16 protein-coding genes are annotated in these 25,350 nt (G+C 61.5%); 7 read left to right on the top strand and 9 right to left on the bottom strand.

The annotated features are described in order from the left end of the window. Positions 1–34: 34 nt before the first annotated feature. From LVD12_RS00390 to LVD12_RS00380, 3 genes are all read right to left on the bottom strand, one after another. Positions 35–529 carry a DUF6586 family protein gene (locus LVD12_RS00390; protein WP_237064768.1) on the bottom strand — a complete coding sequence of 165 codons (495 nt, stop codon included), beginning with the start codon at positions 527–529 and terminating at the stop codon, positions 35–37. After that, entirely contained in the window at positions 526–3,264 is a 2,739-nt protein-coding gene (gene topA, locus LVD12_RS00385) for a type I DNA topoisomerase (protein WP_237064766.1), read from the bottom strand. Before topA ends, LVD12_RS00390 begins: the two co-directional genes overlap by 4 nt. 228 nt (positions 3,265–3,492) lie before the next feature. Continuing rightward, complete coding sequence (locus tag LVD12_RS00380) at positions 3,493–3,975, bottom strand: hypothetical protein (protein WP_237064764.1); 483 nt, start codon at positions 3,973–3,975, stop codon at positions 3,493–3,495. A 211-nt stretch (positions 3,976–4,186) separates the two neighbouring features. On the opposite strand from LVD12_RS00380, the gene LVD12_RS00375 reads away from it, so the two are divergent. Further along, a complete protein-coding gene (locus tag LVD12_RS00375) occupies positions 4,187–4,624 on the top strand; it encodes a universal stress protein (RefSeq protein ID WP_237064762.1) in 438 nt (145 codons plus the stop codon). 102 nt (positions 4,625–4,726) lie between these two features. Here LVD12_RS00375 and abc-f read toward each other — a convergent pair whose 3' ends face one another. Then, positions 4,727–6,643, bottom strand: coding sequence for a ribosomal protection-like ABC-F family protein (abc-f, locus tag LVD12_RS00370; protein WP_237064760.1), 1,917 nt, complete (start codon positions 6,641–6,643; stop codon positions 4,727–4,729). A 161-nt stretch (positions 6,644–6,804) separates the two neighbouring features. On the opposite strand from abc-f, the gene LVD12_RS00365 reads away from it, so the two are divergent. After that, positions 6,805–8,781 (top strand): transglycosylase SLT domain-containing protein, encoded by a 1,977-nt coding sequence (locus LVD12_RS00365; RefSeq protein WP_237064757.1) that lies wholly within the window; start codon positions 6,805–6,807, stop codon positions 8,779–8,781. A 169-nt stretch (positions 8,782–8,950) separates the two neighbouring features. Here the strand turns inward: LVD12_RS00365 and LVD12_RS00360 are convergent, their stop codons facing one another. After that, the gene (locus LVD12_RS00360; protein ID WP_237064755.1) at positions 8,951–9,199 is read right to left on the bottom strand and encodes a glutaredoxin family protein; all 249 of its coding nucleotides are present in this window, start codon (positions 9,197–9,199) and stop codon (positions 8,951–8,953) included. Positions 9,200–9,202: 3 nt separating this feature from the next. Next, positions 9,203–10,087, bottom strand: coding sequence for an FHA domain-containing protein (locus tag LVD12_RS00355; RefSeq protein ID WP_237064754.1), 885 nt, complete (start codon positions 10,085–10,087; stop codon positions 9,203–9,205). A 390-nt stretch (positions 10,088–10,477) separates the two neighbouring features. On the opposite strand from LVD12_RS00355, the gene LVD12_RS00350 reads away from it, so the two are divergent. The 3 genes from LVD12_RS00350 to LVD12_RS00340 are packed head-to-tail and all read left to right on the top strand — an operon-like array spanning position 10,478 to position 14,378. Then, the gene (locus tag LVD12_RS00350; RefSeq protein WP_237064753.1) at positions 10,478–11,407 is read left to right on the top strand and encodes a PP2C family protein-serine/threonine phosphatase; all 930 of its coding nucleotides are present in this window, start codon (positions 10,478–10,480) and stop codon (positions 11,405–11,407) included. Between the two features lie 16 nt (positions 11,408–11,423). Then, positions 11,424–13,937 carry a bifunctional serine/threonine-protein kinase/formylglycine-generating enzyme family protein gene (locus tag LVD12_RS00345; protein ID WP_237064752.1) on the top strand — a complete coding sequence of 838 codons (2,514 nt, stop codon included), beginning with the start codon at positions 11,424–11,426 and terminating at the stop codon, positions 13,935–13,937. Between the two features lie 57 nt (positions 13,938–13,994). Beyond that, positions 13,995–14,378: a hypothetical protein gene (locus LVD12_RS00340; RefSeq protein ID WP_237064751.1), complete on the top strand. Its 384-nt coding sequence runs from the start codon at positions 13,995–13,997 to the stop codon at positions 14,376–14,378. Positions 14,379–14,417: 39 nt separating this feature from the next. Here LVD12_RS00340 and rlmKL read toward each other — a convergent pair whose 3' ends face one another. Beyond that, positions 14,418–16,622 carry a bifunctional 23S rRNA (guanine(2069)-N(7))-methyltransferase RlmK/23S rRNA (guanine(2445)-N(2))-methyltransferase RlmL gene (rlmKL, locus tag LVD12_RS00335; protein ID WP_237064750.1) on the bottom strand — a complete coding sequence of 735 codons (2,205 nt, stop codon included), beginning with the start codon at positions 16,620–16,622 and terminating at the stop codon, positions 14,418–14,420. A gap of 353 nt (positions 16,623–16,975) precedes the next feature. On the opposite strand from rlmKL, the gene rmf reads away from it, so the two are divergent. Beyond that, on the top strand, positions 16,976–17,227 hold the full coding sequence (gene rmf / locus LVD12_RS00330) for a ribosome modulation factor (RefSeq protein ID WP_237064749.1): 252 nt from the start codon (positions 16,976–16,978) through the stop codon (positions 17,225–17,227). 227 nt (positions 17,228–17,454) lie between these two features. On the opposite strand, the gene LVD12_RS00325 is transcribed toward rmf, so the two are convergent. Continuing rightward, on the bottom strand, positions 17,455–18,492 hold the full coding sequence (locus LVD12_RS00325; RefSeq protein WP_237064747.1) for a quinone-dependent dihydroorotate dehydrogenase: 1,038 nt from the start codon (positions 18,490–18,492) through the stop codon (positions 17,455–17,457). Between the two features lie 56 nt (positions 18,493–18,548). After that, entirely contained in the window at positions 18,549–23,429 is a 4,881-nt protein-coding gene (locus tag LVD12_RS00320) for an NAD-glutamate dehydrogenase (protein ID WP_237065870.1), read from the bottom strand. 290 nt (positions 23,430–23,719) lie between these two features. On the opposite strand from LVD12_RS00320, the gene LVD12_RS00315 reads away from it, so the two are divergent. Next, a complete protein-coding gene (locus LVD12_RS00315) occupies positions 23,720–24,691 on the top strand; it encodes an AAA family ATPase (protein ID WP_237064746.1) in 972 nt (323 codons plus the stop codon). The last annotated feature ends 659 nt before the right edge of the window (positions 24,692–25,350 follow it).

Below are 25,350 nucleotides of genomic sequence, written 5' to 3'. Positions count from 1 at the left end.
GGAGGCCTGCGGAGTTACCGCCCCTGGTGACAGGTCACCATTCGGCACTGTGAGCACGCTGTCGCTGGATGATCTCGCTGAGTGCAGCCTGCCACTGATTGAGGAGTTCGCCGGAAGGCGCTTCACTGGAACCCCGACTGAGGTCCCGCGCTGGAATCAGCACCGGCTTTGCCGCTCCGCGGCCGTCACCGGGCTCAGAAGAGAACTGCCACAGGCCGCGCCAACAGGACTCTAACCGTGACAGCCAGCTGTCCGGATCCTCCAGCAATGCGAGCAGCTCCCCTGCCTCACCACTACCTTTGTTCTGCGCCTGGGCCAGCCTGGCCAGTGCCGCAGGAGAATCCGGTTCACTCCCCAGCTGTAACTGAAACGCGAGTTCGGCAAGAAATGCCTGATAGGCCCGCCTGAGCTGCAGCAAGCGGGCTTCATCGACGGCCTGCGAAAGGAGGCTGCCTTCAGCCTGGATATCCGCAAGCAGGGCGGATTTTCGCAGTGCCGCCGCCACCACACCCGTGTAGGGATTGCTCATTTCTTCTTGCTCGGCGCTTTCTTGCCCGGTGCCTTCTTGGTTGCGGCCTTTTTGGCCGCCGGCTTCTTCTTTGCTGCTGACTTGCGCTTTGCTGCGGGCTTGGCCTTGCTCGAGCTCTCCGCCTGCCATTTACCGTCCCGGTAGAATGCCCTCCAACCGGTGGCCTTGCCGTCCTCCTCGGACTGCACGTACTGCTCCTGGGTTTTGCGGCTGAAGCGCACGACCGTGTCCCTGCCGTCATCATCCTCGGTCGGTGCAGAGAACAGGAAACTGTACTTCGGGTCGATCTCTGCCTTGTGGGGCAGCAGTTCTTTCACCAGCGGTGCCCGGGTCTCCCGGTTTTTCGGGAACTGGCTCGCCGCGAGGAACAGTCCCGACGCACCATCCCGCAGGATGTAGTGGTCATCCACCTTCTGGCACGGCAGCTCCGGCATGGGCACTGGGTCCATTTTCGGCGGCGCGGGCTGGCCATTCTTGAGCAGCTTACGGGTGTTCTTGCACTCCTCGTTGGTGCAGCCGAAATACTTGCCGAAGCGGCCGGACTTGAGCTGCATGTCACTGCCGCACTTGTCACACTCGATCACCGGGCCATCGTAGCCCTTGATCTTGAAGGTACCCTTCTCCACCTCGTAGCCGGGGCAGTCCGGGTTGTTACCGCAGATATGGAGTTTGCGCTGCTCATCCACGAGGTAGCTGTCCATGGCGGTACCGCACTTCGGACAGCGCCGCTTGTCCCGCAACTGGCGGGTTTCGGCGTCCTCATCCTTGTCTGCATCCACCGCTTCCTCGCCCGGCACCAGATTCATGGTATTGGTGCAGCGCTCCTTTGGCGGCAGCCCATAGCCGGAACAGCCGAGGAATACACCGGTAGAGCCGGTGCGGATCTGCATATGACGGCCGCACTTGGCGCACTCAATATCCGTATCCGTCGGCGTGTTGCGGCGCATCCCCCCTTCTACGGACTGGGCCTTTTCCAGCCGAGAGGAGAAGTCGCCATAAAACTCGTTGAGCAGGTCTTTCCAGCCCCTGTCGCCCTCTGCAACCGCGTCCAGCGATTCCTCCAGGTTGGCGGTAAACCCGTAATCCATCAGGTTCTTGAAACTCTCGCTCAACCGGTCGGTGACAATGTCCCCCATTTTCTCCGCATAGAAGCGTCGATTTTCCAGGCGGACATAACCGCGATCCTGGATGGTGGAAATGATCGAGGCGTAGGTGGACGGACGACCAATGCCACGTTTTTCCAGTTCCTTCACCAGTGCCGCTTCACTGAATCGCGCTGGCGGTTTGGTGAAATGCTGCTTGGGATCGAGTTTCTTCAGGGCCAGCTTTTCACCCACCTTTACATCCGGCAACACCAGGTCTTCGTCCTTCTTGCTGACCTGCGGTGCCACTTTCAGGAAACCATCAAACCGGATCACCCGGCCCCGTGCGCGCAGCTCAAAGTCTCCCGCCGAAACCACCACGGAAGTGGAGGTGAACTCTGCCGGTGTCATCTGACAGGCAACGAACTGCTGCCAGATCAGGTTGTAAAGCCGCTCTGCGTCCCGCTCTACCCCGCTCAGCATATTGGGTTGCATGCGGACATCTGATGGACGGATCGCCTCGTGGGCTTCCTGTGCACCCTCTTTGCTGCTGTAGCTGTTGGGACTCTCCGGCAGGTATTTCTTGCCGAATTTTTCGAGAATGAAATCACGGGCAGAATCCACCGCCTCTTTGCTCAGGTTGGTGGAGTCGGTACGCATATAGGTGATGTGACCGGCCTCGTACAGGCGCTGCGCCAGCATCATGGTCTTTTTCACACTGAAACCCAGCCGGTTGCTCGCGGCCTGCTGGAGTGTCGAAGTGATAAAAGGTGCTGTTGGCCTGGAGCTGGTCGGCTTGTCATCCCGCTGTGAGACAGTGAAGTCACTGGACTGCAGGGCTTTGGCGGCGGCGCTGGCCTGTTCCTCGTTGGTGGGACGAAAAGCTTCGCCAGCCTGGCGCTTGACCTCGAGATGGAGCGGTTCCGATTTGGCCGTCTCGGTGTCGGCTGAAATGGTCCAGTATTCCTCGGGAATAAAGGCCCGGATCTCCCGCTCCCTCTCCACAACCAGGCGCACCGCCACGGACTGCACCCGACCGGCAGAAAGGCCCCGGGCAACTTTTTCCCACAGCAGTGGCGACACCATGTAACCGACGATCCGGTCGAGAAAACGACGCGCCTGCTGGGCATTGACCCGATTGATGTTCAGGCGCCCGGGATCCTTGAAGGCCTCCTGAATCGCGGATTTGGTGATCTCGTTGAACACCACTCGCCGGTAGCGATTGTCATCGCCGCCGATCGCCTCGCGCAGGTGCCAGGCAATTGCTTCCCCCTCACGGTCCAAGTCCGTCGCCAGGTAGATCTGGTCGGCGCTCTCCGCGAGCTTGCGCAGCTCACTGACCACTTTCTCTTTGCCGGGAAGAATTTCATAGTGAGCGGCCCAGTCGTGGTCCGGGTCTATGCCCATGCGCTTGATCAGCTGCTCGCGGTTTTTCTTCCTCTTGTATTTTTCCTTCTCTTCCGGGGAGAGCTTGCGGGTCTCGGCAGCGCGGCGGGCGCGCTCCTTGGGATCGACCGGATTCTTGTTGCTGCCGGCAGTGGGCAAGTCGCGAATATGCCCCACGCTGGACTTCACCACGAAGTCTTTGCCGAGGTATTTGTTGATCGTTTTCGCTTTGGCCGGTGATTCGACAATGACCAGTGATTTACCCATAAGCCCTTGAATTCTTTGATAAATTTTACTTCCAGCAGCGCCGGCCAGACGGCCATCATGGATGCTGCGATGCGCGAATATATAAGCTCCGACCCCATCGGGGTCAAGCGACAGGGGGAAAATCTCCTGATCCCCGGGCCGATCCTGGGGAGCTGTCACATCCCTCCGGCGCAGTCGAATAGAAGACCAGAACCCCGGGTTCAGGCGGGCCAGTCAGGACAAAAACGACTACTGCCGTTCACCTTTTTCTTCTTCGTCCGCGTCGCTGTCACCGTTGCGACCGGCAGGCTGTCGGATGGCCTCTTCTATCTCGGGGCGCATTTGCTGCAGGCTCTGCTCGACGGTCTCAAAGCCCTTGTCACCACTGCGCTCCTGCCACTGTATACCGAGGCCGCCACGGGTACTTTGAATACCGCAGGCGTCTTCCGGCAGACGGTCCAGCAATTCCCGAATGAGGTGCCACGCTGCCTCGGGCGCGGCCCTGCCCGACCAGTCCCAGCGACCGGCGAAGTGCAGCTCATGGGACATGCGCTGCAATTCCAGGTTCCAGCCTACAACCAGCCGACGGGGGTCATCCCAGCGATTGAAATACACCGCGGCGGTACCCTCACCCAGTGCCGGAGGTAACGGACGCATCTTGACCGTCATCCCCGAGGCGATCGCACGCTGCCGCAACCCGGCAAGCCTGCGATCCCGGTCGCTTGGTTTCATCCACATGACCGGACCGACCACGAGGGCAACAGCGAAGATGATAATTAGAAGGGGGAGCCATCCTGACATAAAAAGGTATCCCTGCCCGAATAATCTGGCGCCCATTGTGCTTTGCCGTGCGCCGGTCCTGTCAATCGATTTTTTTTACAGTAGACTCTCTGTGGGCTCTCAAGCCACCGTTGACACCATAATAGAAAGGAGAAGCGCGCTCATGGCGGATTACAAACGTATTCTGGTCGCCCTCGACCTGTCGGAAGAATCCTCCCAAGTGCTGGACAAAGCGGGGGAAATGGCAAAGGCATTTGGCGCCGAACTCTGCCTGACGCACGTAATCGAACCTCTCACCTTTGCCTATGGTGGCGACATCCCAATGGATCTTTCCGAGGTACAGGAGCAACTTCAGACCCAGGCCAAAGAACAGTTGCGCAAGGCGGGCGAAAAGCTCGGCGTTGCCGAAGACCGCCAGCGCGTGGTGTTGGGGCAGCCCGCCACAGAGATTCACCGGCTGGCCGATGAGCTCGGTTCGGACCTGATCATCATGGGCAGCCACGGGCGCCACGGTCTCGCCCTGCTACTGGGCTCCACCGCGAACGGGGTCCTGCACGGTGCCGGCTGTGATGTGCTGGCCGTGCGTGTGCATTCCGACTGAACCCGGTATCAGACGCCCCGGGAGCAGTGTGCGGCAGCATCGCGGTGCACTGCTGGATCCGGTTTCCACCGGAACGGGCTACTTCAGGCAGATCTCGCCGACTCAGGCCTCGCTGTCCAGTTCCGCCCAGCGCTCGAATGCCGTGTCCAGCTCCGCCTGGCGATCTGCCAGCAGCTTGAGGCGTTCCTCTACCTGTGCCGGATCCTGCTCGTAAAACGTGGGCTCACTCACTTCCGCCTCGAGGGTTTCAATTTCCTTCTCCAGCGCCTCGATCACGCCGGGCAGGCTATCCAGCTCCCGTTGCAGCTTGTAGCTGAGTTTTTTCTTCTTGACCGGTTTGTCGCTGCCCCCTCCCTGCTCTCCAGCAGGTTTAGAGGGCTCCGCCTCGGTTTCCGCCCGAGCCCCGGATGTCCCGGTTGCCGGCTCCTTGACGGCAAAGTGCCCACCCTGACGGAGGAAGTCGGAATATCCACCGACGTACTCCCGCACGACACCGTTGCCCTCAAAAGCGAGACACGAGTCGACCACATTATCGAGGAAAGCCCGGTCGTGGCTGACCAGTAGCACGGTTCCCGAGTAATCCAGCAGCAGCTGCTCCAGAAGCTCCAGCGTCTCCACATCCAGGTCATTGGTGGGTTCATCCAGCACCAGGATGTTGGCCGGCTGGCTGAAGAGTTTGGCCAGCAGCGCACGGTTACGCTCACCGCCACTCAGCGCGCCGACAGGCGTACGGGCCTTGACCCCACTGAAGAGAAAATCCGACAGGTACGACATGATATGGCGGCTCCTGCCGCCGACGGTCACGCTGTCGCGCCCCTCGGCAATGTTGTCCACGACCGAGAGATCGGGATCAAGCTGGTCCCGGCGCTGGTCGAAATAGGCGATCTGCTGCTTGGTGCCAAGACGGATGCTGCCCGACTGGGGCTGCAGGTCACCCAGCAACAGCCGGATCAGGGTACTCTTGCCCACGCCATTGGGGCCGATGAGGCCCACCTTGTCGCCGCGCATCAGCGTGTAGGAGAGATCTCGGATCAGATACTCAGGCTCACCACCGGTTGCGCCCCCCTCAGCCGCCGGCGCATATGCAAAAGTGACGTGCTTGAGCTCGGCCACCAGCTTCCCGGAAATCTCGCCGGCGTCCAGCGCCATTCGCGCCGTTCCCTGACGGTTGCGACGCGCATCCCGCTGCCGCCGCAGGGCCTGCAATGCCCTGACCCGGCCCTCGTTGCGGGTGCGTCGGGCCTTGATCCCCTGGCGGATCCAGGCCTCTTCCTGGGCCAGTTTCTTGTCGAACAGCGCCTCGTGTCGGGCCTCCTCCTCGAGCAGCTTGTCCTTCTCCTCCTGATAGCGCTCGAAAGAACAGTTGAATACCCGCAGGTGGCCCCGATCCAGGTCCCACACGCAGGTAGCGAGTCGCTGGGCCAGGGCCCGGTCGTGGGTGACAAATAACAGCGCGCCGCTGAAGCCGGCGAGAAAGTTTTCCAGCCACTCCACCGCGGTGATATCCAGGTGGTTGGTAGGCTCGTCCAGGATTAACAGGTCGGGCTCGGTGACCAGCGCCCTGGCCAGCGCTGCACGACGCTGCCAGCCCCCGGAGAGATCGGCCACGATTGCCGCCTCGTCGAGGCCAAGGCGATCGATGATACTGTCGATGCGCGGCAGCAGATCCCAGCCGTGCGCGGCTTCGATCCGTTCCTGCAACCGCTCTTCGGGCTGTTCGCGATAGGCGGCCAGGTCGCGGCCGATGGTCCCGAGACCCGCCGCCACGTACTGATAGACCGAGTCCCGGCACTCGGATGGCAGCTCCTGCTCGAGGGTGGCAAGGCGGGACCCAGCAGCCCGAATCACTTCGCCCTCATCGGCATCGATTTCACCGGCAATCAGGCGCAACAGGCTCGATTTTCCCTCACCATTGCGGCCGACGAGGCAGATACGGTCCCCTTTCTCGACCCGGGCAGAGACCCCTTCCGCCAATACCTGGGTACCGTAACGCAGGCCGACACTGTCTAACTGGAGCATAAAATACAACTACAATTGAAATTGGTCTGGACCGTTCCGCCACCGCGCACCAAGTACCGGCGACGCGCTCCAGGTCACGCGTAAACACGGAAATTTTACGTAGTTTTCCTCGCGCTGTATTGATAAATTTACTTCCGCGAATTTTCAATCGGGTGATTGAGATGTCGATTGACGCAAAGGGATTCGCGCTGCTGATATCCCTGTTCCTGTCCACAGCGCTCTATGCCGAATCCGGTGCCACCGCGGTGCCGGATGCCGAACACGCAGTCGCACAGCGCGAAAAGCTGCAGAGTGCACGCCTTGCCATTGCCCAGGGCGACCAGAACAGCCTCGAGCAACTCAAACGCGAGCTGGCTGATTACCCCCTGCTGCCCTATCTGGACTACTGGGCACTGAGCAAGAAGCTATCCCGGTTACCCTACGGGGAGATTGACCAGTTCCTGGAGCAATACCGGGACACCGCGATTGGTGACTGGATGCGTGTCAAGGTTCTGCGGGAACTCGGCAGCCGCCAGCATTTTCGCCAGTACCTCAAATACTACGAGCCGGACAAGGTCGAACGCACTTCCCTCCGCTGCTACTACGCCGATGCGCTCGCCCGACACGGTGACAAGGCCGAGGCCTACCGGCTGGTCGAGGAGCTCTGGCTGGTGGGATACTCCCAGGCCGAGGAGTGTGACCCGGTGTTTGCACGCTGGATCGCTGATGGCGGCCTGACCGACGACCTTGCATGGCACCGCCACCTGCTGGCCGTTGAAGCCGGCAACATCGACCTGGCGGAATACATTGCCCGCAGGATGAGCCCCGACAAAGCAGCCCTGGCAAAACTTCTCCGCGCCGTCCACCGGACGCCGGAACAGATCGTCGATCACCGGCGCTTCCTGAGCGATCAGCCGGAGTACCGGCAAATCGTCCTGCACGGGCTCGACAGGCTGGCCGGAAAGAACGCCGGCGAGGCCTTGGCGGCCTGGCACCGCTATGATGCCGGCTACCTGTTCGGCGAGAGGGAACGGGACAGACTGTTGCGGGAAATCGCGCTGCAATTCGCCCGACAGGACAACCTGGATGGCCTCCGCCAGCTGGTGCAACACAGCGAAAACTTCTCCGACGAGCGAACGATCGAGTGGCTTGCACGCCAGGCCCTGCGGGAGCTGGACTGGGAGCAGCTGGATTTCTGGATCAACCGCCTGCCAGAGTCCGCGCGCAATCACGAGCGCTGGCTTTACTGGCGCGCCCGGGTACTCGAGGAGCGTTTTGGTGCCGCCCGCACCCAGGAGGCCGCCTACCTGTACCGGCGCGCCGCCCAGGAGCGCAGCTACTATGGCTTCCTGGCGGCTGATACGCTGGGCCAGAACTACAGCTTTGTCGATCGCCCCGCTCCGATTACACCCAAGGCAGTAGAGGAGATGGCCGCGCGCCCCGCCCTGCTGCGAGCCCGCGAACTACAGGCGATCGGCGAGTTCTATCACGCCCGCCGGGAGTGGGATTACGCCACCCGCACCATGAACCACCAGGAATTGCTGACTGCCGGCAAGGTGGCGAGCGCCTGGGGCTGGTACCACAAGTCCATACGCTCGGTGCTGGCTGCGGACTATCTGGACGACCTGGAGCTGCGCTTCCCGCTGGCGTTCGCCGATATCGTCACCGATGTCAGCCAGCGCATGGGCGGGCAGTCCGCACTCGATCCGTACCTGATTTATGCGGTAGCCCGGCAAGAGAGCCACTTCAGCCATGACGCCAAATCCGGTGCCGGCGCACTGGGCCTGATGCAACTGCTGCCGTCCACCGCCCGCGCCACCGCCCGTCGCGCCGGGGTCAAGTTCCAGCGCAACTGGGACCTGCTGACCCCGAGCACCAACATCGCGCTGGGCAGCTTCTACCTCAGCACCCTGCTGAACCGTTTTGACAATAACCGGATCCTTGCCGCAGCTGCCTACAATGCAGGCCCGACGCGGGTGGCACAATGGCTCAGGGAGACCCGGCAGCAGCTGCCCTACGATGTATGGATTGAGACCATCCCTTACAGTGAGACCCGCAAGTACGTGCAGAATGTGCTGGCCTACAGCGTCATCTACGCCTATCGGAGTGGTACCAACCTGCCCCTGCTGCGGGAGAATGAGGCTACAACCCGGCTGTAACCCGACTCGCTGATATCACCCGGCGTTCGACGCCGGGGAGCCCCGGGATAAAACGGTAGGCAGCAGCAAAGAGAGGGAGAAGGGAGAAGGGAGAAGGGAGAAGCCAGAGTTGAGAGGGTTGGCGGCCGGCCTTGGGGGGCCACGCCGCCACGCTTGTGTACCCCCCCGCTTACAGCCGTTCGGAAATCCACTCCGCCAGCCTTGCCTGATCGAAGGGCCACAGACAGACATCGCCGGGGTCACCAAGTCCAACCGCCGGGATGGAAGTGGCAAACCGCTGCATCAGCTGCTCATCATCGGCGATATCCACCTGCTTCAGGCGCAGGTCAAAAGCCTCCACCACTGGCCAGATTTCCGGCTTTGCCTTCTCGCAGAGGGTGCAACCCAGCGTGGTGTAAAGAATCAGCTCACTGGCCATGGCTTACAACAACCCTTGGCCGCGGGCCCAGAAATAACCGATCACCACGGCGGCAATTGTCAGCACCCCGACCCATGGCCACACTCCCTGCCCGCGCTCCAGGGCCTCCGCCCCCGTCTGCATGCGCTCCCGCTCACGGGTCGTATCACCGGGTGCGGGGACTGCGGCGGCCACTGCCGCGGTGCGATCCCGCACCTGCACCTCAGGCTGGACAACACCGCGGACAACCTCGGGAGGGATGGTGATCGCGGGGCGGACAGTGGTCTTGTCCAGGTCATCTGCCGGCCCAACCACGCTGAAACTCAGGGTATCAAAGCGGAGCTCGTCTCCCCGACGGACCCGGGTTTCTACAACGCGCTTGTTGTTGAGGTAGGTGCCATTGGCTGACCCCAGGTCGATGACGAAAAGCAGGCCATCGCGAACCTCGAGACGGGCATGCCGGCGGGACAGGTGAGACAGGGAAAATGTGATATCGCACTCATCGGAACGGCCGACCACGGTGATTTCCCGTACCGGATATACCTTGCCGGCAATCGCCGGGTGGTTCGCTCGCAGCGCCCAGGCGACCGATGCTGCTGAATTTGCCGCCTTCAGTCGGGTCACCTTGGGATCGATCACGCTCAAAGTGCGGCTGCCGATCGTGACCTTGTCATCGAGCTTGAGCGGACAACTCCGCTGCACCACTTCACCGTTGACGGCGACGGCCCCATTCTCTGCCAGGTTTTTGAGGATCAGGTTGTCGTCCTCGACCAGGATCTCGACCTGTAACTTGGCGACGGCCTCATCCACGATGGTGAAATCGCACTGACTGGCTCGACCGATTGTTACCTTCGGTGCCACCAGCCAGACACTTTGACTGACGTCTTTGAGATCACAAAGTTTAAGCATTGGCATATTGTCCTTGATCGGTCCGCCCTGGCATGGGAACCTCGGAAAAGCTATGCAGGCGTGGCCTTGCATGAAAGCGAAGCTCGCGCCAGACCGCCCTTGCCTTTATGCATCACTCAGGCAACCCGGGCCGGCACCTATTGTTTTGTTCTTTTGCCGCGAGTCTATCACGGGTTTTTTGGTTAGCGTGTGATTCGGTTTGCAGCTTACAATGCCAGCTGACGCTAGTATGCACAGTTGACGGATTTGCAGGCTATTGCCGGGTGGCACAAGGATCAGCGCCCCATGGCCATGGAAGGAACTCCGGCCCGCGGTCTCACCTGGCCGCTGCAGTTGGCATCGATGGCGGTGCCCACCGGATAAACACAATAAACAGGTAGTTGCACGCCAGTGAGTGAAGCCAACGTACGCGAAAGATCGCGGCACAGTGGGACAATCCAGCGCGCCTCCCCGCCCTCCCGGAGCGCGGGAGCCACCCATCCCGGATACAAACGTGAGCAAAACGAGGATGCCCTCTGGTCCGATGAAGACCGCGGCGTCTGGGTTGTCGCGGACGGGCTGGGCGGCCACCACGCGGGCGAAATCGCCAGCATGACCGTGATCGAGGAAGTCCAGCGTTCCGCCGCCACAGACCGCCACTATGAACGCGCACTGCAGAGGGCCCATGCCCTGCTGCTGGGGGAAGAGCAGAATACTGCGAATATGGGTTCAACCGCCGTGGTGCTGGCGGAGGATGGGGCCTACTTCCACATCTACTGGGTCGGTGACAGCCGGGCCTATGTCTTCACACCCGGTGACAAGGGCGGAGAGCTGAAGCAGCTCACCATCGACCACTCCTATGTGCAGATGCTGGTGGACTCGGGAGCGATCAGCGCAGAAGAAGCCGCCAACCACCCCAACCGCCATGTGATCACTCGCTGTATCGGCGGAAGTACCAACCCTCAACTCGAAGTCGATCGGGTATCAGCGCTCTGGCAACCAGGCCAGCGCCTGCTGCTGTGCAGTGACGGACTCAGTGCCGAGGTGCCCGCCGAAGAGATCGGCCGGATCCTGGCCGAGAACCCTGACAATCGCCGCGCCGTGGATCTACTGGTCGCCGCGGCGCTCGATGCTGGCGGCAAGGACAATATTACCGTGCAGGTGGTGGAGGCGCCGCAGAGACCGGCCAACACAAGGGACTGGCCGTTCGGCCGCTCTGCCGGTAAGGAGGAGCGCAGTAACGGCTTTCTTCCCGGCAATACCGTGGCAGTGGCATTCATCGTTGTGATCCTGTCCGCGCTTATCGCCACGCTGATTGCGTGGCTGTTCCACGCGCTCTGAATCGGGGACGAATTCAATGGAAGTCGTCAGCTCTGGTACCTCATCCCTGGAGATCCCCGGTTACCGCATCCTGAAAAAGATCAACCAGGGCGGCATGTCGACCGTCTATCTGGCAGTACAGCGCAGCGTCGGCCGCCAGGTGGCGCTCAAGGTCATGTCGCCGGTGCTCAATGCCGACCCGATATTCAGTGAGCGCTTCCAGCGCGAAGCCAACATCGTCGGCCAGCTCTCCCACCCCAATATCGTTGCCGTCCACGATATCGGCCGCTATCGCAGCCTGAATTACATCGCCATGGACTATATGCCCGGCGGCTCGGTTTCAGACCGGCTGGCGAGGGGCATGATGGATCCCATCGAGGCCCTGAACGTGGCCCGCCAGATCGCCCTCGCCCTAGACCACGCCCATGGCAAGGGGTATGTGCACCGCGATCTGAAGCCCGAAAATATCCTCTTTCGGGAAGACGGCTCTGCAGTGCTGACCGATTTCGGCGTGGCCCGCGCAGTGGCCCGCACCACACGGATGACCAATACCGGGATGGTGGTGGGAACCCCACACTACATGAGCCCGGAACAGGCCCGCGGAGCTGCCATCGACGGCCGTGCCGATCTCTACAGCCTGGGCGTGGTGTTCTATGAAATGGTCACCAACGCCGTCCCCTACCAAGCTGACGAGGCGGTGGCCATCGCCATCAAGCACCTCACCGATCCCATTCCCAGGCTGCCCGCGCGCCACTCGCTGTTTCAGGGACTGATTGACCGCCTGCTGGCCAAGGACCCCGCGGACCGCTTCCAGCGCGGCCTGGAGGTGGTGGATGCCATCGACCATCTTCTCGCTGCCCTGGCTGGCAAACCCACCACGCAGGCAACCCAGCTGAGCAACACCGCCGTCGGCCCCTCCAGTCTGATACGGGCCCTGCTGATGACGCTCTGGGGCACCTTGATGGACAAGGCTGCGGCTCTCTGGGCCCTGCTTCGCGACAAACCCCTGGAGCAGCACCATCCCCGCGCCCAGCAGGACACCATCATGCGCATCCAGCAGGTGATCCAGCAGGCGCCGCAGCGCACACGCCGACAGTGGTTCGCCAGCAGCGTGGGGCTGGCACTGCTTGCCACCTTCGCCCTGGTCTACGCCATCTGGGGAGATAATCTGTCGTGGCCTGACCGTCAGGCTGGCCCTGACGGTAGCGGTATTCCAGTGGCGAGCCGGACAACGGAAACCGGCAACCTCACCAATGGCACAGTGGCCCACACCACTCCTGTCCTGCCACTGCCTCCGACCAGCGCCGCCGGCGACTCCATGGAATTGCCGATTGGCGCCGCCATCCGCCCTCCCCTGCGCCTGCCCGATGAAAACCCCGAAAGGGTTGAAGCGCCGGCAAGAATGCCGGGAGTAGAGGACGACCAGCCGGCTGCCTCCGCAAGCACTGGCGAACCAGCGCTGGAAGAGGCTGCGGCAGTCACAGAGCCTGAACCAGTGGCTGAGAAGAAAGAGCCGGTTGATACATCCACTGACCCAGCACCAGTGGCCAAAAACAACGACGACGCTGGCAGCTCCGGGCCGGAAATCGCAAACAGCCCGGAGCGGCTGCGACTCCGAATCAACCCGCAGCCCGGGGATGCGCTGGTGCGGATCATGAATATCGGGCCGCGATATCGCTATGGGATGGCACTGGAGCCCGGCAGCTACGACGTCGAGGTCAGTAAGCCCGGCTACCGCACCGTGCGCCGCTGGATCAGTCTGAAGGACAATGACCTGACCATGCAGGTAAAACTCAAGCGCGGCTACCCGCCGGGCAGCACCTTACGCAGCCCACTCGCCAGCGGCGGCGATGGTCCGGAGATGGTCGTGGTCAAGGCCGGCACATTCCGCATGGGCAACAGCCGCCATCCGTTCACCAGCCCGATCCAGCGGATCCGCATTGCCGAACCCTTTGCGATCTCTGCCCATGAAATCACCTTCGATGAATACGACCGCTATGCCGATGCCACCGGTGCCGCCCTGCCGGGAGATGGTGGCTGGGGCCGCGGCGACCGGCCGGTAATCAACGTGACCTGGGAGGATGCCCGGGCCTATGCACGCTGGCTATCCCGCGAGACTGGCAAGCGCTACCGACTGCCAAGTGAAGCCGAGTGGGAATATGCGGCACGAGCCGGCAGCTCACGGCCATTCTGGTGGGGCGTAAAAGATGCGAGCGGGAAGGCAAACTGCCGGCGCGGCTGCGCCAGCGAATTCGTCGGCCTGTTCCGGGCCCGGAGTGCACCGGTCGGCCACTACCCGGCAAATGCTTTCGGTCTGCACGACACGGCCGGCAATGTTGCCGAGTGGGTGGAGGATTGCTATGTGGGCGACCACAGCCGCGCCCGCCGCGACGGCAGCCCGGTGCGCCTCAGCAACTGCGACCTGCGCGTAGTGAAAGGCGGTTCCATGCGGGATCCGCTGGGCAACATTGGCTCGGATTACCGCCAGGGGATCGGACAGAAGAGCCTCTCTACCGAGGTGGGCTTTCGTGTTCTGATGGAGCTGGACTGACCCCATAAAAAATAGCCCGCGGCCCTGGCAGGGCTCCGACAGCGACAGGAGCAATCCATGTCCCGCACTCTTTTCCTAGCCGCACTTATGGCCCTTACGGGGTGCCAGGGCCTGCAATTCAGCAGCAGCCTCGGCCCTTACACTGAGGCGCGTATCAAAGCCGCTGCCGTCCGCGAATACAGCCCGGTCGAGATCGGCCGCTACGATGCCACCTCGCTCGGCTTCGTCGAAGCCATGCAGTGCCAGAGGAGAGCGGACGAGCCAGAGCCAGGACGCCGGGCACTGGTGCGGGAACTCAAACAGCGCACACATGCACTGGGCGGCAACGGTGTCGTGGTAGAGAGCTGCGGGGCTGCGCAGGGTGGCTATGAGGGCTGCCTGCGCTATCTGGAGTGTCGCGGCGTCGCCTACGCGGTGCCCGAGTGGCAATCCAGGCCCTGAACGAATAGCAAAGGCAGGCTGCCTTCTCAGCGTTTTTCCTCAGCCTTTCGCCTCCACTCGCCAGACATTGTGGATTTTCGGGTTGCGCTGGAAATCCCGATCCAGCAACACCGCTGACAGGTTCTCCACCGCAAATTCCTCCAGGATTTCCGCGTCCATCTTGAAGCTGCGCAGATTGTTGGAAAAGACCAGCGTGCCCCCCGGGGCCAGCAGGGCCATGCACTCGCGGATCAGCCGGCCGTGGTCCCGCTGTATATCGAGCACACCGCGCATCCTGGCCGAGTTGGAAAAGCTCGGCGGGTCGAGAAAAATCAGGTCATAGTGGCCGCGGCGATTCTGCTGCGCCGAGGTGAGCCACTGCAGGCAATCCGCCTCGACCAGTTGATGGCGATAGGGATCGAGCTGGTTGCGGCGGAAATTGCGCCCTGCCCAGGCCTGGTAGGTTTTGGACATGTCGACACTGGTGCTCTGTGTCGCACCGCCTAGAGCCGCCTGTACCGTGGCGGTCGCCGTATAGCAGAACAGGTTCAGGAATTTTTTTCCGTTCGCCAGCTTCCGGAGATACTGCCGTACCGGGCGGTGATCGAGGAACACACCGGTATCCAGGTAAGTCCAGAGATCGACCTCCAGCTCCGCGCCGTATTCGTTGATCCAGAAATTGCGATCACCTGTTCCCCTGCCCTGCTTCTGATACTGGCTCGGGGCTCTACCACCACCTTTGTGGCTCAGCCTGCGTCGCTCCTTGATGCTGATATTGTCCTGGGGAATTTCCAGGACTTCCCGCACCGCTCGGACCAGGTCACGCAGGCGCCCCCGGGCCTTGTTTTCATCGATTTTGGCCGGCGGCCGGTATTCCTGCACATGGGCATAAACCGCGCCTTCCAGTGAGCGGTAGATATCCACCGCAGCGGCATACTCCGGCAAGTCGGCATCGTAGAGACGATAATTGTCGATGCCATTGCGGCTCGCCCATTTGCCGGTAGTGCGCAGGTTTTTTTGCAGGCGGTTGGCCACCATCTGCGCTTCTTCCGACAGCGCCCGGGGCTCCGCCGGCGCTCCGCCCTCACTGGCCTCGCGCACCCGGAACAACAGTAATTGGCTGGGGATACTGCCGTTGTACAGCTGGTACTGCTTGTGCGAACGAAGGCCAGTGGCAAACCCGAGTTCGGGGTTACCGGTGAAGACTCCCACCAGCCAGCCGGGGAACTCCTGCTTGAGCTGTCGGCCCAGCTCGGCATAGGTTTCCCGCAGCGCTTCCTGCTCACCCAGGCGCTCGCCATAAGGCGGATTCACCAGCACAAGGCCGGTCTGTACCGGGCGGTGACTCGGGATCTTGAATGACGACACCGGCCGGCAGCTTACCCGCACATGCTGCTCGAGACCCGCGCGGCGGATATTGGCCTCGGCGGCAAACAGCACCTTGGCATCGGCATCGTAGCCGCGGATTTCCGGCAGCTCGCGGTCAAGTCCAGCCTCCCGGCGGGCCAGCGCCTCTTCGCGTAGCCCCAGCCAGATATCGTTCTGGTGGTTCAGCCAGCGCTCGAAGCCGAAGCTCTCCCGCAAAAGGCCCGGCGCAAAGTCCGCCGCCATCATCGCGCCCTCGATCAGGTTGGTGCCGGAACCGCACATCGGGTCGAGGAGCGCACCTCCGCCGGCTGCAATCTCTGGCCAGCCGCAGCGCAGCAACAGTGCTGCGGCCAGGTTTTCCTTCAGCGGCGCAGCACCGATATGCGTCCTGTAGCCACGCCGGTGGAGACTTTCACCGCTAAGGTCAATGGAGATGTCGAGCTGATCCCGATGCAGTCGCAGCACGACCGCCAGATCCGGGTGATCCCGCTCTACCAGTGGCCGGGTACCCGATTGCTGCCGCAGCCGGTCGACGATGGCATCCTTGGCCTTCTGGGCGCCGAACTGGCTGTTGCGGATTTCCCGATTGGTGCCGGAAAACTGTACCCACAACTTGCCACTGGGGTTGATGTGCTCCTCCCAGGGCTGGGCAGCCACAGCCTCGTAGAGCGCTTCCGCATCGGCGATTTTCTCACTGGCCAGGCGGAGCAACACCCGGTTGGCCAGGCGACTCCAAAGACAACAGCGATAAGCCACCTCCAGCGTGCCACTGAAATGCACAGCCGCCGGTTGCTCGCGTGTTACCGAGCCGCCCAGGCTATTCAGCTCCGATGCCAGTAGCGACTCCAGCCCCTTCGGGCAGGTGGCGGTCAGGTCAAGGAGTCGTTTTTGAGTCATATTGCACTATCTCGAAATAATTCCGGCGCCAACCGCCTGCGCGCAAAGCCACGCGGTCCTGGCTATGCGCATTGTTTCTATAAAATGACATTTTCAGACCAAACTGGTCGTTCACAGGCACGCCCTCGTTTGCTCTACTGAAACCGTTGGCGGCCGCGTAAATGCAGGGACACACGCGTTTCCGATCGCCAACAACCCACCATAAGCTATGGAATAAGGGTAACGATCCCGGCGACAAAACCCTTCTGCAAACTGCATGAAGACAGTCGATCAACTCCCCGGCGGAAAATGTGTCGCCCATTTCTGCTCTGACTACCAGAAAGCCGGTCCGGCTTTAGCGAGGTGCCAACTCGATGAAACGCCAAAAACGTAACCAGTTTGAGAGAGCCTTTTGCAAAGGGTATCAAGCCGCATCAGAAAACAAACCCCAGGACATTTGTCCCTACATGAACGGTCCATTACACCAGGAATGGATTAACGGCTGGCGCGAAGGGCGGGAAGACTACTGGAACGGATTTGGGGCGTCTGCAAAGGCGCAAAAACTGGAAAGCTACCGTAACTTTTCCGCTGAAAACCATCACCCCGATGGGTGGCGGACCGCATAACTTTTTGACCTGATTGGTTTAGTCATCCAAGTAGAAGTGCCCGGTCTCTGCACCGGGCACTGACACACCACGCCGGGCACTGACACAACACGATAGTCAGCGAACAGCACACCCCATCCTGCGCTGGCTCTATTCGCCAACCATCGCGAACCGCCGTCCGAGCGATAACGCCGTGCTCACGGTGCCGGCCCATGATCCCTGCAGGGCGACGCTCCTAAATGGCGGAATTAGTCCTCGACCTTTTCGCGACGAGCCAGGGCAATGGCCTCCGCCGCCTCTTTTACCAGTTCCGGTCCGCGGTAGATGAGCCCGGTGTAGATCTGCACTGCCGTCGCACCGGCACGCACTTTTTCTGCAGCACTCTCCCCGTCAGTGATACCACCGACACCGATGATCGGCAGCTCACCATTCAGGGCTTTCGCCAGCTGCCGGATCACCCGGGTGGATTTGTCCCGCAGGGGTTTGCCGCTGAGTCCGCCCTCTTCCGTGCCATGGGGCAGGGATTTCACCGGGGATTTGTCGATGGTGGTATTGGTGGCAATCACCCCATCGATTTCGTAGCTGCGCAATGCCTCGGCAATCCGGGCAATGGCTTCGTCTTCCATGTCGGGGGCAATCTTGACCGCCAGCGGCACGTAACGGTCAGATCCAGCTGCCAGCTGCTGCTGTTTTTCCTTCAACCGGCCCAGCAACCGGTTCAGGCTGTCGCCGAACTGCAGGTCACGCAGGCCCTTGGTGTTGGGAGAGGAAACGTTGGCAGTGATGTAATCGGCGTAGGGGTACACCTTTTCCATACAGAGGCAGTAGTCATCCGCCGCGCGCTCAGCCGGGGTATCGAAATTCTTGCCGACATTGATACCCAGTACGCCGCCGTAACGGCGCCGGCGCACCCGGTTTACCAGGTAGTCCACACCCTGGTTATTGAAACCCATGCGATTGATGATGGCCTCCGCCTCTTCCAGGCGGAACACCCTGGGCAGCGGGTTGCCGGGTTGTGGCCGCGGTGTGACCGTGCCCACTTCGACAAAACCGAAACCCAGTGCACCAAAGCCGTTGAACGCCTGTGCATTCTTGTCCAGCCCTGCGGCCAGCCCCACCGGGTTGGGTAGCGTCAGGCCCATCAGCTCCACCGGGTCATTCACCACCGGCTTGGCAAACAGGGACATCAGTCCAAGCCGCTCGGCGGCGCCGACAGCATCGATGGTGAGATGGTGGGCGCGCTCAGGGTCGAGCGAGAACAGGGCTTTTCGCAGGGTCGAATACATGGGTGTCCTTCGTTGCTCACTGTCGGGGATTCCCGGCCAGCAGGCCGGGAGCTCCATCAGGCCTCGGCCAGCGACTCCATGTCGGCAGTGGCGTTGGCCAGGTACATCAGTTCCCGCAGCGCCACCGTGAACATGGCGAAATCACTGGAAGGCGAGGCCTTGAGTTCAGTGAGGATGCTCTTCCAGCGCTGCAGGGCGGGCGCCATGATAACGCCCCAGCGCTCCATCGCGCCATCGGTATCCAGGTCGGAGCCACCCCCCAGACGCAACAGGTTCACCGCCAGGCTGGCCAGCTGGCTGTCCAGGTCATCCATGCTGGTCTCGCGGGCCTGGGCCTGCCAGAAGCTCTCCACCGGCAGGTCGATGATCTGGTTGCCGAACCAGTACAGGTCCAGCATATCGGCGAGGCCAAAGTAGACCCGCGCCACCTCTTCCACCGGCCGGTCACTGGTGCGGGCAGATTCAGAGATGCCCAGTGCCGAGAACAGGTAGGTCGGCGACGCTGCCAGCAGGGCCATCTCCTCGGGGACATGGGTCTCCTGCAGGCGGCGGTAGCGGCGCTCCCACTCCCGGCGCGGTTCACCGCTCAGCACCTCTGGCAGTGCGCGGATCACCCGCTGAACCGACTCGCCAAACTGTTCCTGCTCCCGGGCCGGATCCAGGCCCAGGCGACGGTTGCGGATAAACCAGCGGGTGCCGCGGCGAACGCGCCCGATCATGCTGTTCAGTAATTCGATCTGCAGCTCTGCCGGCACCTTGTAGTCAAGCTCAGCCACCTGGTCCTGGAAGACCGGCATCCGGTAGACCTCCCGGGCACTGAGATAGGCCGCGGCAACGGTATTGATATCCGCCCCGGTCGCACTGCTGATCCGGTTGTAGAAGGTGATACCCATGCTGTTGACCATCTCGTTGGCCACCTGGGTCGCCACGATCTGGCGCCGCAGCGGGTGGTCGTACACCAACTCGCGGTAGCGCGCCACCAGCTCCTGGGGGAACGCGGATTCCACCGCTTCCTGCACCCGCAGGTTGTCGGTGATTTCCGCATTGAGGAGCTCTTCCTTCAGCTTCACCTTCACGTAGGAGATCAGTACGGACAGTTCGGGCCTGGTCAGGTATTGGCCGCGATTCTGCCGATCGGTGATCTGCTCGTTATCCGGAATGAACTCCAGCGAGCGTCGCAGGCGGCCCTCGGCCTCGAGAGTGTTGATGGTGCGGCGGTATTCATCGATCCGCTCCGACACCTGCCGCTCTGCCACACTCAGGGCCTGGGTCTGGTTGTAGTTGTTGTCCAGCACCAGCTCGGCAACAGAATCCGTCATTTCCTCCAGCAGCTGGTTGCGCTGCTTGCCGGTCAGGTCGCCGTTGGCCACCACCTTGTCGAGGAGAATCTTGATGTTTACCTCGTGGTCCGAACAGTCCACACCGCCGGCATTGTCGATAAAGTCGGTATTACAACGACCGCCATGCAGCGCAAATTCGATGCGCCCGCGCTGCGTCATGCCGAGGTTACCGCCCTCACCGAAAACCTTGGCGCGCAGCTCGGTGCCGTTCACCCGCAGATGATCATTGGACTTGTCCCCCACTTCCGCGTGGGATTCGGTGCTCGCCTTCACATAGGTGCCGATCCCGCCATTCCAGATCAGGTCCACCGGCGCGCGCAACATGGCACTGATCAGTTCGTTCGGATTCAGCTGGTCCGCCTCGATACCGAATGCCTCTTTCATCTCCGGAGTGATGCGGATCGACTTGGCGCGGCGCTCGAAAATGCCACCGCCCCTGGAGATCAGCTTCTGGTCGTAGTCCATCCAGCTGGAGCGCGGCATCTCAAACAGACGCTTGCGCTCCTTGAAGCTCGCCGCCGCATCCGGTGTCGGGTCGACAAAAATATGCAGATGGTTGAAGGCACCCTTCAGGCAGATATGCTCCGACAGCAGCATGCCGTTGCCGAACACATCCCCGCCCATGTCGCCGATACCGACTACCGAGAACTCCTCTTCCTGGACATTGATGCCCATTTCGCGGAAATGCCTCTGGACGGAGACCCAGGCACCGCGGGCAGTAATGCCCATTTTCTTGTGGTCATAGCCCTGGCTGCCGCCGGAGGCAAAGGCATCACCCAGCCAGAAGTCGTACTCGGCCGCAATACCGTTGGCAATATCGGAAAATGCCGCAGTGCCCTTGTCGGCCGCAACGACCAGATAGGGGTCGTCCTCGTCCCGGCGCACCACCTGCTCCGGTGGCACCACCTCGCCCTCTTTCAGGTTGTCTGTAATGTCCAGTAACCCGCGGATAAAGGTGCGGTAGCAGGCAATGCCCGCTTCCAGCATGGCGTCGCGACTGCCATCTTTCGGCGGCTTGCGCACCACAAAACCGCCCTTGGCGCCGCTGGGCACGATCACCGCATTCTTCACGTTCTGCGCCTTCACCAGGCCCAGCACCTCGGTGCGGAAATCCTCGAGGCGGTCCGACCAGCGCAGACCGCCGCGGGCCACCTTGCCACCGCGCAGGTGAACACCCTCGACCCGGGGCGAGTAGACAAAGATTTCAAACTCCGGCCGCGGCTCCGGAATATTGGGGATTTCCCGCGGGCTGAACTTGATGGAGATGTAATCCTTCGGCTCGCCCTGCGCATCCACCTGGAAGAAGTTGGTGCGCAGCGTGGCCAGGATCAGGTCCAGGTAACGGCGGATCACCTGGTCTTCGTTCAGGTTGTCGACGCTGTCCAGGCCCTCGTGGATTTTCTTGATCAGGCGCTCGACACGGGTCTGGTCCTGCTTGTTGCTGGTATTGATACGCGGGTCGAACATGGCCCGGAACAGTGCCACCAGATTGCGGGTAATTTCCACATGGTTGGCCAGGGTCGCCGCAATATAGGGCTGGCTGGCACTGAACTTGGTCTGCTTCAGGTAGCGTGCATAGGCGCGCAGCATCGACACTTCGCGCCAGTTCAGGCGCGCTGCCAGCACCAGTCGGTTGAAGGCATCGCTCTCTGCGACCCCATTCCAGATTGCCGCGAAGGCATCCTGGAACATGCCGCGGGAGGCCTGGGCATCGACGCGGGTGGGCAGGCCGAACTCCAGGTGGAATTCGTGCATCCACACATCCGTGGAGCCCTTGGGGCGGATCGTGTAGGGAAATTCACCGATCACCCGCAGGCCCAGATGCTCGAGCACCGGGATCACGTCCGAGAGGGTCAGGCCGCGGCCCCAGTTGAACACCTTGAAGCGCAGGCTGCCGGGCGCCGCGCCCACCGGCTGGTAAAAACTCATCGCCACGCGGTTCTGGGGTGTCAGCTCCTGGACGGCACTGACATCCTGCACCGCGATGCGGGGCTCGAAATCCTCGCGGTAACCGGCAGGGAAAGCATGCCCGAAAATATCGAACAGGCGATTGCCCTCTTCCTCGCCGTGGCTTTCGATAAGGGATTTCTGAAATACATCTTCCCAGGAACGGGTTATATCCACGATCTGCGCCTCCAGTCGCGCGACATCAATATCCACCGGCTGGCTGGGGTCAACACGGAACACGAAGTGGACCCGGGCGAGGATGGACTCGGAAAAATAGGTGGTGAAATCGGATTCCCTGGCGTTGATCGCCCGGGCAATGTGGGCGCAGATCGCCTCCCGCACATCACTGTTGAACTGCTCCCGCGGCACGTAAACGGTCGCGGTGACGAACTTGCCAAAGGGGTCGCGGCGGATGAACAGCCGGATATGTGCGCGCTCATTCATGCTCAGCACGCCCATTACCGTATGGAACAGTTCCTGGGTACTGCTCTGGAACAGCTCATCGCGCGGGAAGGTATCGAGGATGCGCCGCAGCGCCTTGCCGTCGTGGCTGTGGGGCGACAGGCCGCTGGACTCGATCACCGACGCCATTTTGCGGCGGATGATTGGAATCTTGGCCGGGCTCTCGGTATATACCGGCGAGGTGTAGAGCCCCATGAACGCCGACTCCCCGATGACCTCGCCGCGGGAATCGTAGCGCTTGATGGTGACGTAGTCTGAATAGGCGGCCCGGTGCACCCGTGACTTCACCGAAGACTTGGCGAAGGTGAGGTAATTCGGGCCTTGGTAGAAGCGCTGCTTGCCCTCGTTGAAGGCACCCTCGGGGGTCGGCTCAGATGGCTCCTCCAGCTTCTTGAAGATGCCCAGGCGGCGCTCCTCGACCTCGCGCAGCACGCGCTTGTCACCCTCCTCCGCAAACTCGTATTCCCGGTAGCCGAGAAAGGTGAAATTACCGTCGCGCATCCATTGCAGGAAGGCACAGGCCTCCTGCAGGTTGGCGTCCTCGGCATCGATACCGGCGTGTAGCTGATCCTCCATGCCGCTGCAGGTGTCCAGCATCGGCACGTAGTCGTCGACCACCAGTTCCACATCCCCCAGCACATCGCGCAGCGCCGCACCGAGGTCGACCGCATTGTCCTCCGAGGTATCCCGGTTGATCTCGACATAAATGAGAGCTTCGGTGCTGGCACCGGCTTCCGGCTCCTGCCCGGAGTGCAGGCGCGGCAGCAATTCCTGCAGCCGGCCCTTCTTGTCCCGGCGCAGCTGCATCACCGTGCTCTTGATCGAGTGGATCACCGTGTCACGGCGATTGACCTCGATGCGTACCGAGTCCACCAGGAACGGCATGTCCCGCTGCAACACTGCCACCACCGTGTGGGAGCACTGCCAGCCATCGTCCTCCAGCCGCGGGTTGAACACCCTGACCTTGGGGCGACCGGCGGGGCGCTGCTGGATAAAGTCCCACCAGGTGTAGATACAGCCGTAAACGTCCACCAGACGCCGCCCCACCAGGTCCTCGAGTGGGTACTGGTGCAGGAACTGCTCGGCAAACGCCTCCACCGGTCCGGCCTCGTCACCAAGTCGCTTGCGGATCAGTGCGCGAACCTGCTCTACCAACTCTTCCCGGCTTTCGGTAATGACCGTCGCCATACTCACGGAGAACCTCCCAAGTTCCTTTTCCCGCCCGGCGCTACCGGACGGTTTTTTTACTCATCTCCCTGTGGACATACCACAGGCATCAAATTCGTACCGCGGTAACCGCCTGTGGCAACGGGAACCAAGCATCGGTTCCATGGTCAACAGGTCCGCGGTTGTTGTCTAAAAGACAAGTGCCGCTAAAATCAACACACCCACCCCGATTGGCGGCGACTATATATAAAAGATGATAGATACCCAGCCGGGTGGGCAGAGGCAGGATCACTCGCAACAAAAGAGACACTATGGAAGCGCATCTGAATGTCAGGGAACGCATCACTTCCCTGGGGGATTGGCTCGGACAACAGATCATCGGCCAGGAGACCCTGGTCAACCGCATACTGATTGCCCTGCTGGCGGACGGCCACCTGCTGGTGGAGGGTGCGCCGGGACTCGCGAAAACCAAGGCCATCAAGACCCTTGGCGATGCTATTGAAGGTGATTTCCATCGCGTCCAATTCACGCCGGACCTGTTGCCGGCAGACATAACCGGTACCGACATCTACCGGCCGGAAACCGGGGAGTTCCATTTCCAGCCCGGGCCGGTATTCCACAACCTGGTGCTGGCCGACGAGATCAACCGCGCGCCTGCCAAAGTGCAGTCGGCCCTGCTGGAGGCGATGGCGGAACGACAGATCAGCGTCGGCAGAAAAACCTATCCGCTGCCAGACCTCTTTCTGGTGATGGCAACGCAAAACCCCATTGAACAGGAAGGGACTTATCCGCTGCCTGAGGCCCAATTGGACAGGTTCCTCATGCAGGTGAATCTTGCCTACCCGGATGCCAGCGCGGAAGCGAAAATTCTGCGCCTGGCCAGATCCGAGGCAAGTCTTGGCGAAAATCGCCCTTCCGAGACGGTGAGCCAACCGGAGATTTTCCAGGCTCGCAGTCAGGTGCTCGCGCTGCAAATGGTGGAGGCCGTTGAGACCTATATTGTCCAACTTGTCATTGCTACACGCGAGCCCGCGAAGTATGACAGCGAGCTGGCATCCTGGCTAGATTTTGGTGCCAGCCCCAGGGCCACCATTTCCCTCGACCGCTGTGCTCGTGCCCACGCCTGGCTGTCCGGCCGCGACTTCGTCACCCCGGACGATGTCATGGAGGTGGCACCCGACGTCCTCCGCCACCGCCTGCTGCTGAGCTTCGAGGCCGAGGCCGCCGGCGTAACGGCCGACCAGGTCATCGAGCGGCTACTGCAACAGGTCCCTGCGATCTGAATTGGGGCTCAATAATCGCAGGAGAGGCTCTCTAGTGCATTGTCGTCATTCCGGCGAAGGCCGGAACCCACAGGAGAGGCTCTCTAGAGCATTGTCGTCATTCCGGCGAAGGCCGGAATCCACAGGAGAGGCTCTCTAGAGCATTGTCGTCATTCCGGCGAAGGCCGAAATACACAGGAGAGGCTATCTGGAGCATTGTCGTCATCCCAGCGAAGGCCGGAACACACAGGAGAGGCTATCTGGAGCATTGTCGTCATTCCGGCAAAGGCCGGAATCCACAGCAGAGGCTCTCTAGACGATTGTCGTCATTCCGGCGAAGGCCGGAATCCACAGGAGAGGCTCTCTAGACGATTGTCGTCATTCCGGCGAAGGCCGGAATTCACAGGAGAGGCTCTCTAGACGATTGTCGTCATTCCGGCGAAGGCCGAAATCAACAGGAGAGGCTCTCTAGACAATTGTCGTCATTCCGGCGAAGGCCGGAATCCACAGGAGAGGCCCTCTAGACGATTGTCGTCATTCCGGCAAAGGCCGGAATCCAGACGGCCGGAGCGCATCACTGGATGCCGGAACGAGCCCGGGATCAGGCCACTAGGGCTCCTGAACTGAAACACGCTATCTACGACACCAACTTCCCCCTCACTTTCAGCGGGAGGTCGGGG

It is taken from the genome of Microbulbifer guangxiensis (genome assembly GCF_021729075.1).
Classification (GTDB): domain Bacteria; phylum Pseudomonadota; class Gammaproteobacteria; order Pseudomonadales; family Cellvibrionaceae; genus Microbulbifer; species Microbulbifer guangxiensis.
Note: the sequence above shows the minus strand (reverse complement) of the source record. Positions and strands in the feature narration are given on the sequence as shown.

Bases quoted from the DNA above. Each gene is read 5' to 3' on its own strand.
- LVD12_RS00390 (WP_237064768.1), bottom strand. From the start codon at position 529: ATGAGCAATCCCTACACGGGTGTGGTGGCGGCGGCACTGCGAAAATCC.
- topA (WP_237064766.1), bottom strand. From the start codon at position 3,264: ATGGGTAAATCACTGGTCATTGTCGAATCACCGGCCAAAGCGAAAACG.
- LVD12_RS00380 (WP_237064764.1), bottom strand. From the start codon at position 3,975: ATGAAACCAAGCGACCGGGATCGCAGGCTTGCCGGGTTGCGGCAGCGT.
- LVD12_RS00375 (WP_237064762.1), top strand. From the start codon at position 4,187: ATGGCGGATTACAAACGTATTCTGGTCGCCCTCGACCTGTCGGAAGAA.
- abc-f (WP_237064760.1), bottom strand. From the start codon at position 6,643: ATGCTCCAGTTAGACAGTGTCGGCCTGCGTTACGGTACCCAGGTATTG.
- LVD12_RS00365 (WP_237064757.1), top strand. From the start codon at position 6,805: ATGTCGATTGACGCAAAGGGATTCGCGCTGCTGATATCCCTGTTCCTG.
- LVD12_RS00360 (WP_237064755.1), bottom strand. From the start codon at position 9,199: ATGGCCAGTGAGCTGATTCTTTACACCACGCTGGGTTGCACCCTCTGC.
- LVD12_RS00355 (WP_237064754.1), bottom strand. From the start codon at position 10,087: ATGCTTAAACTTTGTGATCTCAAAGACGTCAGTCAAAGTGTCTGGCTG.
- LVD12_RS00345 (WP_237064752.1), top strand. From the start codon at position 11,424: ATGGAAGTCGTCAGCTCTGGTACCTCATCCCTGGAGATCCCCGGTTAC.
- LVD12_RS00340 (WP_237064751.1), top strand. From the start codon at position 13,995: ATGTCCCGCACTCTTTTCCTAGCCGCACTTATGGCCCTTACGGGGTGC.
- rlmKL (WP_237064750.1), bottom strand. From the start codon at position 16,622: ATGACTCAAAAACGACTCCTTGACCTGACCGCCACCTGCCCGAAGGGG.
- rmf (WP_237064749.1), top strand. From the start codon at position 16,976: ATGAAACGCCAAAAACGTAACCAGTTTGAGAGAGCCTTTTGCAAAGGG.
- LVD12_RS00325 (WP_237064747.1), bottom strand. From the start codon at position 18,492: ATGTATTCGACCCTGCGAAAAGCCCTGTTCTCGCTCGACCCTGAGCGC.
- LVD12_RS00320 (WP_237065870.1), bottom strand. From the start codon at position 23,429: ATGGCGACGGTCATTACCGAAAGCCGGGAAGAGTTGGTAGAGCAGGTT.
- LVD12_RS00315 (WP_237064746.1), top strand. From the start codon at position 23,720: ATGGAAGCGCATCTGAATGTCAGGGAACGCATCACTTCCCTGGGGGAT.